This window comes from Pseudomonas sp. Irchel 3A7, from assembly GCF_900187565.1.
Taxonomy (GTDB): Bacteria; Pseudomonadota; Gammaproteobacteria; order Pseudomonadales; family Pseudomonadaceae; genus Aquipseudomonas.
On the sequence record NZ_FYED01000021.1, the window covers coordinates 137,906 to 149,739 of the forward strand.

Annotated in this window: 10 protein-coding genes; 3 read left to right on the forward strand and 7 right to left on the reverse strand. The window is 60.5% G+C overall.

The annotated features are described in order from the left end of the window. Positions 1 to 4 precede the first annotated feature (4 nt). From ybeY to miaB, 3 genes are all read right to left on the reverse strand, one after another. Complete coding sequence (gene ybeY / locus CKW21_RS29090) at positions 5 to 499, reverse strand: rRNA maturation RNase YbeY (protein WP_095197256.1); 495 nt, start codon at positions 497 to 499, stop codon at positions 5 to 7. Further along, a complete protein-coding gene (locus tag CKW21_RS29095; RefSeq protein WP_095197265.1) occupies positions 492 to 1,496 on the reverse strand; it encodes a PhoH family protein in 1,005 nt (334 codons plus the stop codon). The genes ybeY and CKW21_RS29095 overlap by 8 nt, the downstream gene beginning before the upstream one ends. 206 nt (positions 1,497 to 1,702) lie before the next feature. Further along, entirely contained in the window at positions 1,703 to 3,031 is a 1,329-nt protein-coding gene (gene miaB / locus CKW21_RS29100; RefSeq protein WP_095197257.1) for a tRNA (N6-isopentenyl adenosine(37)-C2)-methylthiotransferase MiaB, read from the reverse strand. A gap of 135 nt (positions 3,032 to 3,166) precedes the next feature. Here miaB and CKW21_RS29105 point away from each other — a divergent pair, with 135 nt between their 5' ends. Beyond that, a complete protein-coding gene (locus CKW21_RS29105) occupies positions 3,167 to 3,496 on the forward strand; it encodes a DUF1820 family protein (protein ID WP_003185742.1) in 330 nt (109 codons plus the stop codon). Between the two features lie 140 nt (positions 3,497 to 3,636). Here the strand turns inward: CKW21_RS29105 and CKW21_RS29110 are convergent, their stop codons facing one another. The 4 genes from CKW21_RS29110 to CKW21_RS29125 form a co-directional block, all read right to left on the reverse strand. Continuing rightward, complete coding sequence (locus tag CKW21_RS29110) at positions 3,637 to 4,191, reverse strand: tetratricopeptide repeat protein (protein ID WP_095197258.1); 555 nt, start codon at positions 4,189 to 4,191, stop codon at positions 3,637 to 3,639. A gap of 226 nt (positions 4,192 to 4,417) precedes the next feature. Further along, positions 4,418 to 5,701: a glutamate-1-semialdehyde 2,1-aminomutase gene (gene hemL, locus CKW21_RS29115; RefSeq protein WP_095197259.1), complete on the reverse strand. Its 1,284-nt coding sequence runs from the start codon at positions 5,699 to 5,701 to the stop codon at positions 4,418 to 4,420. 22 nt (positions 5,702 to 5,723) lie between these two features. Beyond that, complete coding sequence (thiE, locus tag CKW21_RS29120) at positions 5,724 to 6,350, reverse strand: thiamine phosphate synthase (RefSeq protein ID WP_095197260.1); 627 nt, start codon at positions 6,348 to 6,350, stop codon at positions 5,724 to 5,726. An 18-nt stretch (positions 6,351 to 6,368) separates the two neighbouring features. Then, positions 6,369 to 7,166, reverse strand: a complete 798-nt coding sequence (locus CKW21_RS29125) for a hydroxymethylpyrimidine/phosphomethylpyrimidine kinase (RefSeq protein WP_095197261.1) — start codon at positions 7,164 to 7,166, stop codon at positions 6,369 to 6,371. A gap of 417 nt (positions 7,167 to 7,583) precedes the next feature. Between CKW21_RS29125 and CKW21_RS29135 the strand changes: the two genes are divergently transcribed. After that, the gene (locus tag CKW21_RS29135; protein WP_095197262.1) at positions 7,584 to 9,968 is read left to right on the forward strand and encodes a hybrid sensor histidine kinase/response regulator; all 2,385 of its coding nucleotides are present in this window, start codon (positions 7,584 to 7,586) and stop codon (positions 9,966 to 9,968) included. Between the two features lie 74 nt (positions 9,969 to 10,042). Then, complete coding sequence (locus tag CKW21_RS29140) at positions 10,043 to 11,692, forward strand: acyl-CoA dehydrogenase family protein (RefSeq protein ID WP_095197263.1); 1,650 nt, start codon at positions 10,043 to 10,045, stop codon at positions 11,690 to 11,692. Positions 11,693 to 11,834: the final 142 nt, after the last annotated feature.

Consider the following 11,834-nt stretch of genomic DNA (forward strand, 5'->3'; position numbering starts at 1 on the left):
GCGATTACTCTGAATCCTTTGTTGTGACGGTTGGGGATGTTTCGGTTTCGTCGTCCGCGTACGGATCGGGATAGCCCAGTTCTGCAAGCAATGTGCGTTCCAGTGCTTCCATTTCTTCGGCTTCGTCGTCATCTATATGGTCGTAACCGAGCAGATGCAAGCAGCCGTGAATCACCAGATGCGCCCAGTGGGCCTTGAGTGTCTTGCCCTGTTCGGCGGCTTCGCGCTCGACCACGGCGACACAGATCACCAGGTCGCCCAGCAACGGGATGTCGAGGAACTCGTCCGGCACATCGGCCGGGAAAGACAAGACGTTAGTTGCGTAATCCTTTTGCCGCCAGGTGTGGTTCAGCTCGCGGCCTTCGGCTTCGTCGACCAGGCGAATGGTCATTTCGGAGTCGGCAGTGCGCTGGCGCAGGGCCAGTTCGCACCACTGGCGGAATTCGGCTTCGCTGGGGGCGGGGGCTTGGGTCGCGATTTGCAGGTCAAGCTCAAGCATCGCGGCGGTTATCCTTCGATGCTTCATCAGCCACACGATTTTCAAAGCGCTCATAGGCTTCGACGATGCGCTGTACCAGCGGATGCCGCACGACGTCCTTGGGCTGGAAGTGGGTGAAGCTGATGCCCGGCACGTCCTTCAACACTTCGATTACGTGATGCAGCCCGGATTTGGTGCCGCGTGGCAGGTCGACCTGGGTGATATCACCGGTGATGACGGCCGTGGAGCCGAAGCCGATCCGGGTCAGGAACATTTTCATTTGCTCGACGGTGGTGTTCTGGCTTTCGTCGAGGATGATGAAGCTGTTGTTCAGCGTACGGCCACGCATGTAGGCCAGCGGCGCGACTTCGATGACCTGGCGTTCGATCAGCTTGGCGACGTGTTCGAAGCCGAGCATTTCGTAGAGTGCGTCATAGAGCGGGCGCAGGTACGGGTCGATCTTCTGGGACAGATCGCCAGGCAGGAAGCCGAGTTTTTCGCCGGCTTCGACCGCCGGGCGAACCAGCAGGATGCGGCGGATCTGCTCGCGCTCCAGGGCATCCACCGCGCAGGCAACGGCCAGATAGGTCTTGCCGGTACCGGCCGGGCCTATGCCGAAGTTGATGTCGTTACCGAGGATTTCCTTCACGTAACGCTGCTGATTCACGCCGCGAGGGCGAATCATGCCTTTTTTGGTGCGCAGGGCGACGGCGGCGTCGGCGGGCGAGTGGTTGTCCAACTCTTCGACGGCGGACTCCTGCAGGAACAGGTGAACCATGTCCGGCGACAGCTCGGTACCCTTGGTTTCCCGGTACAGGCGGCGCAGAAGGTTTTCCGCGGAGGTGGTGTGTTTGCGCTCGCCGATCAGTTCGAACTGGTTTCCGCGGTTGCGGATCTCGATGGTCAGGCGCTGTTCGATCAAGCGCAGATGCTCGTCGAATTGCCCGCACAGATTGGCGAAGCGACGAGCCTCAAAAGGCTCGAGGATGAAACGATGTGGTTCTATGGGTGCGTTCAAGGTCGTATTTAGCCGCCCTGGGGCAATAGTGATGAAATCAAGGATAACGCCAGTGGCGTGGGTGCGAAAGCTCTTAAATTTCCCGGCGCCAAACATCATTCCTTGTGGGAGCGAGCCTGCTCGCGAAAGCGGCCTGACAGTCGAATCATAAGTTGAATGTCAAACCGTATTCGCGAGCAGGCTCGCTCCCACAGGGGAATGCGGTGTTACTGGATCAGCGAACCCCGCAGCGAATGCGGCTGGGCCGCGTCGATGTGCACATCGGCGAACTGGCCGATCAAGGTCGGATTGTCGCAGCGGAAGTTGACGATACGGTTATTTTCGGTGCGGCCTTGCAGCTCGCCAGGATCTTTTTTCGAATAATCGGTGACCAGGATGCGCTGGATCGAACCGACCATTTGTCGGCTGATTTCGAAACCCTGCTGGTTCAACCGATGTTGCAGGGCATTCAAGCGCTCTTTTTTCAGCGCTTCCGGTGTGTCATCGGGCAGATCGGCGGCCGGTGTGCCGGGACGCTGGCTGTAGACGAACGAGTAGGAGAAGTCGAAACCGACGTCCTGGATCAGCTTCATGGTCTGTTCGAAGTCTTTTTCGGTCTCGCCGGGGAAACCGACGATAAAGTCCGAACTGATACAAATGCCCGGCACGGCGGCCCGCAGCTTGCGCAGTTTGGATTTGTACTCAAGTGCGGTGTGGTTGCGCTTCATCGCGGCCAGGATCCGGTCCGAACCCGATTGCACCGGCAAATGCAGGTGTTTCACCAGCTCCGGTACTTCGGCATGGGCCTGGATCAGACTGTCGGAAAACTCCAGGGGGTGCGAGGTGGTATAGCGGATACGGTCGATGCCATCGACCGCGGCAACCACCCGGATCAATTCGGCCAGATCAGCCAGACGACCGTCATGGGTCGTGCCGCGATAACCGTTGACGTTCTGCCCCAGCAGCGTCACTTCACGCACGCCGTTTTCGGCCAGGTGAATGATCTCGGCGATCACGTCGTCGAACGGGCGGCTGACTTCTTCGCCCCGGGTGTAGGGCACCACGCAGAAGGTGCAGTACTTGCTGCAGCCTTCCATTACCGATACATAAGCACTCGGGCCGTCGATGCGCGGCTCGGGCAAGTGGTCGAACTTTTCGATTTCCGGGAACGAGACGTCGACTTGCGGCAGCTTGCTGATGCGCGCGGCGTCGATCATTTCCGGCAGGCGGTGCAGGGTTTGCGGGCCGAACACCACGTCGACATAGGGCGCGCGATCGCGGATGGCGGCGCCTTCCTGGCTGGCCACGCAACCGCCAACGGCAATCACCATGTCCGGATTGGCCAGTTTCAGTTCGCGCCAGCGGCCGAGCTGCGAGTAGACGCGATCCTGGGCGCGTTCGCGGATCGAGCAGGTGTTGAGCAGGATCACGTCGGCGTCTTCAGCCCGAGCGGTGACTTCCAGGGCCTGGTGTTCGCCCAGCAGATCCACCATGCGCGAGCTGTCGTACTCGTTCATCTGGCAACCGTGGGTTTCGATATAAAGCTTCTTGGCCATGGAAAAGGGTCATCACGTGATTCGAAGAACCGCGCATTATAGGGAACATGTTCCCAGGTTCCTACCGCTGCGCGTCCGGTGGCTATGCTATAGTTCGCGCCCTCTTTTTTATCCCCGATGTGTTACTCACCCACCATGACCAAACGTGAAGCTCCAATCTACAAGGTGATTTTCCTCAACCAGGGCCAGGTGTTCGAAATGTACGCCAAGCAGATCTATCAGAGCGATCTGTGGGGCTTTCTGGAAGTGGAAGAGTTCGTCTTTGGCGAGCGCACGCAAGTGGTCGTCGATCCGAGCGAAGAGAAGCTCAAGGCGCAGTTCGAAGGCGTTGTGCGCAGCTTCGTGCCGATGCACTCGATCGTGCGCATCGATGAAGTCGAGCGGCTGGGTACCCCGAAAATCAGTGAAGCCCGCGGTGCGGTCGGCAATGTGATGCCGTTTCCGATGCCGATGCCTGAGAAGTAAGTCTCAAGACCGAGTCGTTCCCTTCGCGAGCAGGCTCGCTCCCACAATAGATCACCTGTGAACACACAATGTGTGAACAATTGAGATCAACTGTGGGAGCGAGCCTGCTCGCGAAGGGGGCAGCCAGGGCGATATGAAAATCAGGGCAATGGCGAGAAAGGCGTACGCCCGTCGGCACTCTGCAATTCCATCAGGTATTTGCGGAAAATTTGCCCAAGCACCTGAGTGGCGACTTCCAGTTCTTCGCGGGGCATTTTCTCGGTGACTTCGTCGGCGGTGTCCAGTGCGTCTTCAGCGCCGTTGACCGCGGCCATTTTCAGCAGGATGTAAGCCTGAACGTTGTTGGCCGGGACACCTTCGCCGTGGAAGAACATGGAGCCGAGCTTGAATTGCGCCTGGGCGTGGCCTTGCAGCGAGGCCTTTTCGAAGTAGCTCAGGGCTTGATTGAGGTCGCGCGGCGCATTTTTGCCTTCGTAGTAGAACTCACCCAACTCGTATTGCGCTTGCGCATCCCCTTCATCCGACGCTTTCTGGCAGGCGGCCAGCGCCTGTGCCAGGTCTTGCGGCTGGGTATTGAGGGTGCAGCGACCCATCGCTGGGATTAACAACGAGTTACCGCCTGCTTGTGCGAGCGCGAGCAGGGGCTGAAGGAGCAACAGGCAGCCCAGTGAAAGGGCGCGGCCGGTGCGGTTCATGGGAATCGACTTACCTCTGAAGGGCGCGCGGACCCATCGAGGGGATCCAATAAGCGCGCATTATGAAATAAGCAGGGCCAACCTTACAAAGTCTTTACTCGTTTTTCTGCTGCGAGGGAAATATATCGCCCTGTTTGCGGGGGATTAATGGCAGATGAGTAGGAAAAAGCGTTGGAATGTAGGTGAAAGCTGACGCTGGCGATGGCCAACGTCAGCGTTTCGAGCATTACTTCAAGGCAGCAAATGCACGCTCGGCGGCATCCAGCGTCAGTTTCAGCTCGGCTTCGCCGTGGGCGATCGAGGTGAAGCCGGCTTCGAAGGCGCTCGGTGCCAGGTACACACCGCCTTCCAGCATCAGGTGGAAGAAGCGGCCGAACAGGGCGGCATCGCTGGCCATGACGTCATCGAAAGTCACGATGTCGTCGGCACCGCTGAAGTACAGACCGAACATGCCACCGGCCTGGGTGGTCACGAATGGAATGCCCGCCGCATCCGCACGCACTTGCAGGCCATCGAGCAGGCGAGTGGTGTAGTCGGTCAGCTCGGCGTGGAAACCCGGACGGCTGATCAGGCGCAGGGTGGTCAGGCCGGCCGCCATCGCCAGCGGGTTGCCGGACAAGGTGCCGGCCTGGTAAACCGGGCCCAGCGGGGCGATGCGCGACATGATTTCGCGTTTGCCGCCGAAGCAGCCCACCGGCATGCCGCCGCCGATGATCTTGCCGAAGGTGGTCAGGTCCGGCGTTACGCCGTAGTGGGCCTGGGCACCGCCGAGGGCAACGCGGAAACCGGTCATCACTTCGTCGAAGATCAGTACTACGCCGTGCTTGTCGCACAAAGTGCGCAGGCCTTCGAGGAAGCCGGGGGCCGGTGGCACGCAGTTCATGTTGCCGGCTACGGGCTCGACGATGATGCAAGCCACGTCCTGGCCGACCTCGGCGAGCATGGCTTCAACCGCGTCGATGTCGTTGAACGGCAGGGTCAGGGTGTGTTTGGCGAACGCCGCCGGAACACCGGCCGAGCTTGGGACGCCTTGAGTCAGGGCGCCGGAACCGGCCTTGACCAGCAGGCTGTCGGAGTGGCCGTGGTAGCAGCCTTCAAATTTGATGATGCTATCGCGACCGGTGAAACCACGGGCCAGGCGGATCGCGCTCATGGTCGCTTCGGTGCCGGAGCTGACCATGCGCACCATTTCCATCGACGGCACCAGCGAGCAGACCAGATCAGCCATCTGGGTTTCCATCTCGGTCGGGGCACCGTAGGACAGGCCGTGCTCAAGCTGCTTGCGCACGGCGTCCAGCACGTCCGGATGGCTGTGGCCCAGAATCATCGGGCCCCAGGAACCGACGTAATCCACATAGCGTTTGTTGTCCTCGTCGGTGACGTAGGCGCCTTCGGCGTGCTTGAAGAACAGCGGCGTGCCGCCAACACTTTTGAACGCACGAACCGGCGAATTCACACCGCCGGGAATGTGTTTCTGGGCATTGGCAAACAGAGTTTCGGAACGAGACATGATCGGGCTCTCAGACTTTTAGCTAATTAATAGAAAGCAGTTCGTTGAATGCGCGGGCGCGGCGAGTCACTTCAGCCGTGCTCTCGGCGCCGAACAGGCCATGCACCACGGCCAGCAGGTCGACCCCGTGGGCCACCAGCGGGGCCGCATTGTCGAGGGTGATGCCACCAATCGCGCAGATCGGCAGGTGCAACCGCTGGCGGGCCTGATCGAGCAGGTCGAGGCTGCAGGTCGGGGCGCCGGGTTTGGTATTGGAGTTGAAGAAGCGGCCGAAGGCGACATAACTGGCGCCTTCCTTGGCGGCCTGTTCGGCGAGTTCAAGTTGCGCGTGGCAAGTCGAACCGATGATGGCCTTGGAGCCTAGCAGTGCGCGGGCCGGGGTCAGCGGACCGTCGGTCTGCCCCAGGTGCACGCCGACGTTCAGGCGTGCGGCCAGTTCGGCGTCGTCATTGATGATCAGCCGGGTCTTGTAGCGTTCGCACAGTTCACGCAAGGCTTCGGCTTCACGCAGGCGGCGGGCATCATCGTTGCTCTTGTCGCGGTATTGCAGCAGGGTGACGCCGCCTTCCAGCGCTGCCTCCACATACTGAAGCAATCTACCGTCCAGTAGATGGCTGTCGGTAATGGCGTACAGACCACGTAGTTTCATCGGACAGCCCTCATGGCGTTACGAACAGAAGTCCAGTGGCAGGCGGCGCGGCACGAACTGGCCTTTACCCAACTGCTCGGCATCGCGCAGGGTGCGCCACGTGTAGTTAAGCGCGGTCTGCACGGCACTGGCGAGGTTTTCACCTTGGGCCAGACGGCCGGCGAGGGCGCTGGCCAAGGTGCAGCCGGAACCGTGATAGCTGCCGGGCAAGCGCTGGCAGGTATAGGTCTGGCGCAGGCCATCGCGGCTGTAGAGGCGATTGTGGATTTCGGTCTCGTCGCCATGGCCACCGGTGATCAGCAGGTGTTTGACGAACGGCAATAGTTTTTCAGCGCACTCGTCCGCGGTGCCTTCAGGCAGTTCGGCGAGAATTCGGGCTTCGGGGAGGTTGGGGGTGGCGATAATCGACAGGGGCAGCAGGCGTTCGCGCATGGCGTAGCCAACTTCGTCCTTGCCCAGGCGTCCGCCGCCGCCGGCGCGCAACACCGGGTCGCAGACCACTGGCAAATGCGGGTGCGCCGAAAGCAGTTCGACAACGGTGTCGACCATTTCCAGGGAACCGAGCATGCCCAGTTTGACGGCTGCGACTTCGGAGTCGTTGAGCACGGCATTGGCCTGGGCCAACACCCACTCACGGTCGAGGACGCGGAAGTCAGTGACATTGACGGTGTCTTGCACGGTCAGGGCGGTGACGGCCGGAGCCGCATGGCAACCCTGGGCGAGCAGGGCTTCGATATCTGCCTGCAAGCCGGCGCCACCACTTGGGTCGTGGCCGGAGAGACAGAGGACAACGGGGCGAGAGCTGTAGATATTCATGGTGCGCGAGCTTACCACCAAACATCTTTTTTCGGGTGTGGTGTCATCCTGTCCAGCCGATACATTTGTGGCGAGGGAGCTTGCTCCCGTTGGGCTGCGAAGCGGCCCCAAAACATTCTGTCCGTTACACCGTGCCATTGGAATTTGCGACAGCTTCGCAGTCGAGCGGGAGCAAGCTTCCTCGCCACAGAGGTTCGGCATTTCACACGTTGACTGGCGAAACAGCTCTATCTCAATAACCGTCGCTGGAACGCCCGTGCTAGAGCCTTTTCAGGAAAAATTTAGATAGTGCTCAATGGCCATCAACGGCTATGCTAGAGTGGATCCAAACCAATAACAGGTAACACCGGTTTTACGTCTACTCAAAGGGAATGGGGGGCTTCCTGACGGAACCGGAAAGGCCACGCTGGGGCATAAATGCGCTATTTGCTGATGTTGCTGTTGTGTTTGCCCCTCCTGGCGAACGCCGTCGAATTCGATGAGTTCACTCAAAGCCTCCCCCTGGGCCGAACTCTGCAGGTGTTTGAAGATGCCGGTGGTCAGGCGAGCATCGCAGATGTGCGCGCGCTGGCCGCGGCCGGCAACTTCAAACTTCACGACAAGGCCACCCTCAACGCCGGGTATTCGCGTTCGGTGTACTGGCTGAAAATCGACCTGCATTACCGTCCGACCAACCCGACGGCGCAACGGACCTGGCTGCTGGAACTGGCCTATCCGCCCCTCGATCACCTTGACCTGTACCAGCCCGATGCGGTCGGCAACTATCAACGGGTTCGCCAGACCGGCGATGCCTTGCCGTTTTCCAGTCGCGAAATCCGCCAGAACAACTACCTGTTCAATCTGGATTTCACTCCCGACCAAACGCAAACCCTGTATCTGCGCCTGCAAAGCCAGGGCTCGATCCAGGCGCCGGTCACGCTGTGGTCGAGCACCGCCTACCTCGAAGCGCAGCCGGTCAGGCTTTACGTGTTGGGGCTGATCTACGGTGTATTGCTGGGAATGCTGGTCTACAACCTGTTCATCTACCTCAGCGTGCGGGATACCAGCTACCTCTATTACATCTTCTACATCGCCTCGTTCGGCTTGTATCAGCTTTCGGTGAATGGCGCGGCCGTGCAGTATTTCTGGCCGGACAATCCCTGGTGGGCCAACGCGGCGACGCCGTTTTTCATTGGCTGTGCCGGACTGTTCGGCAGCCAGTTCGCCCGCAGTTTCTTGCAGACGGCCACTCACAGTCGCTGGCTTGACCGCTTGTTGCTGGCGTTGGTGGTGTTCAGTGCACTGGTGGTCGGGTTATCGCTGATGACCAGTTATGCCCTGGCCTTGCGCCTGGCGACGGCCCTGGCACTGACCTTCACGGTGGTGATTTTTGCCGCGGGGATTTTCGCATGGCTGCGCGGGCTGCGGGTCGCGCGCTATTTCATCATTGCCTGGTCGGCCTTTTTGCTCGGCGGCATCATCAACACCCTGATGGTCCTGGGTTATCTGCCGAACGTGTTCCTGACCATGTATTCCAGCCAGATCGGCTCGGCCATCGAAGTGGCGCTGCTGTCGCTTGCCCTGGCCGACCGCATCAATGCCATGCGCGAGCAGCAGGCGCAAACCCTGCTCGACGCCGGGCAAAAGCTGGAAGTCCTCAACCAGCAACTGGCCCGCAGTAACCAGCTCAAGGACGAATTCCTCGCGACCCTGACCCATGAGTTGCGCACGCCCATGAACGGCGTGATCGGTTCGCTGGAGCTGATGCAAACCGTCGAAATGGACCCGGAACTGGAGCAATACCAACAAACCGCCGCCGGGTCGGCGCGGGACATGATGCGCATGGTCAATGGCATTCTCACGCTGACCGAGTTGCAGGCCGGCAAGCTCAAGGCTTCCCCGTCGACGTTCAGTCTGCGTAGCGTGGTCGAGGCATTGCGCGTGCAATTTGAAGGTAATGCTTCCAGCAAGTCTCTGGATTTCAAGGTCGATGTGGCGCCGGGCGTACCGGATCGCTTGCACGGCGACAGTGCCAAGTTGGCGCAATGCCTGGAATGCTTGCTGGATAACGCTATCAAGTTCACCCGCGTCGGTGGTCTGGCGCTACGGGTGACCGGGAAAACGGTCAGTTCCGATCGGCTGGCGTTGTCCTTCGCGGTAATCGACACCGGCATCGGCTTTACCGATCTGGGCGAGGCGACGATGTACCAGCGGTTCTTCCAGCTCGATGGTTCAATGACGCGCGAGTACGGTGGTCTGGGCGTGGGTCTGGCGATCTGCCGGCAATTGGTCGAGTTGCTCGGCGGCCGTCTGACGCACCGTTCCGAGCCCGGTCGCGGCAGTCGTTTCCAGCTCGACGTCGAGTTCGAATTCCCGGCGATCGAGGCTCCATCAGTACCCTTCATGACGCGCGACTTCCCGCGTCTGCGGCTACCGCAGGATTGCACCGTGCTGTTGGTGGATGACAACAACATCAATCAATTGGTGATGCGTGGCATGTTGCTCAAGCTCGGGTTCCGGGTGCGGACCGCAGACAACGGCATCGCTGCGCTCGAGTTCCTGCAGTGTGAAACCTTTGATGCGGTGTTGCTCGATAGTCAGGTGCCACCCATGGAGGGTGTGTCCGTCTGCTGCCAGATCCGGGCATTGCCGGGCTGTGCCGAGTTGCCGGTGTTCATGATCGCCCAAGGCGCGGATCGGGAACGTTGCCCGACGGGCGCGCTGATCGACTGCCTGAGCAAGCCGGTAAAATTCGAAGACTTGCAGGCAGCGCTCTATCGCCGGGTGCTCTGTCCGAAACAGGGCGAAAGCGCCGACAGTTAGGCAGATATGACACTTTGTTCGGCCAAAGGGCGGTGCTTAACTGAAATCCCTTGGCTGACCAAAGGAGCCCCGTCATGAACCTGCATCAGTTCGCCGAAACCCACGAAGTCACCAACCAGCCACCGTCACTGGACGGCGCCAACCTGTATCGCATCGATTTGCCGTTGCAGGAGTGGTCGCGGCGTTTCGGGGCCGGCTGGGCCGAGTCGCGGATCGAGGCTTACGGCGCGCTGGCCGGTGGGCCGCTGATGGAAGCGGGATTCCTGGCCAACCAGAACAAACCGGTATTCAACAGTCATGACCGCTATGGCCACCGCATCGATCTGGTGGAGTTTCACCCGGCCTATCACCAACTGATGCGCGCGGCGATCGAACATGGCCTGACCTCATTGCCCTGGGCGCATCCGCAGGACGGCGCTCACGTCGCCCGTGCGTCCATGACGTATCTGCACAGCCAGGCGGAAGCCGGCAGCGGTTGCCCGCTGACCATGACCTTCGCCAGTGTCCCGGCGCTGCGCCTGCAACCGGACCTGGCGGACAAATGGCTGCCCAAGATCCTCGCCACCGAGTACGACCCGCGTAACGTCGGCATGGCCCACAAGGCGGGTGTCACCATCGGCATGGCCATGACCGAAAAACAGGGCGGCACCGATGTCCGGGCCAACACCACCAAGGCCTATCCGGTGGGGGCCAGCGGTCCTGGCCAGGCCTATGAACTGGTGGGGCACAAATGGTTTTGCTCGGCGCCGATGTGCGATGCCTTCCTGACCCTGGCGCAGACCGACAAGGGCCTGACGTGCTTCCTGTTGCCGCGCCATCGCCCGGATGACACGCGTAACCAGTTCTATATCCAGCGCCTGAAAAACAAACTTGGCAACTGCTCCAACGCCTCCAGCGAAGTGGAGTTCCGTGGTGCGCTGGCATGGATGGTCGGCGAAGAAGGCCGGGGCGTTCCGACCATTATCGAAATGGTGGCCATGACCCGATTCGATTGCATGGTCGGCTCAAGTGCCTTGATGCGCCAGGCGCTGACCCAGGCCAGCCATCACTGCGCCCACCGCATGGTCGGCGGCAAGTTGCTCAGTGAACAACCCCTGATGCAAAACGTGCTGGCCGACCTGGCGCTGGAAAGCGAGGCGGCCTTGGCCTTGAGCCTGCGCATGGGTCGGGCGCTGGATCATCTGGATGATTCCCGGGAAGCGAAATTCGCCCGACTGGTGACGGCGGTAGGCAAGTACTGGATCTGTAAACGTGCGCCGGCCATGATCAACGAAGCCGCCGAATGCATGGGCGGTGCCGGTTATGTCGAAGACAGTATCCTGCCGCGTCTTTACCGTGAGGCACCGGTAAATTCGACGTGGGAAGGCTCCGGGAACGTGCAATGCCTCGATGTACTGCGGGCCCTGTCGAAAGAGCCGGGTGTGTTGGATGCATTGTCCAGCGAATTGGGCGACGGCCATGGTGACAAGCGCCTGGCTGCTCACATCACTCAATTGCAGGCGGCGTTCAAGGACACCGACGACATCCAGTATCGCGCCCGGCAACTGACCGAGGACATTGCGTTGGGTCTTCAGGCCAAGTTGTTGCTGGAGGCGGGGAATTCGGCGGTCAGTGATGCATTCATCGCCAGTCGTCTGAATGGGGCTGGCCGGGTTTATGGCGCGTTGCCGCGTGGGCTGGATGTGCAAGCCATCGTCACCCGTTCGACCCCGCAGGGTTTCTGAGACCACACCGGCCCCTGTGGGAGCAACTGTCTTCACCCTGCCATTCGTCACCGCCATTCGGTGCCGTCTCTCAGCATGGCATTCAGCCTGATCAGCAGTACCCGCATGCAGGCGATGAGCGCGACTTTCGCGCTCTTGCCTC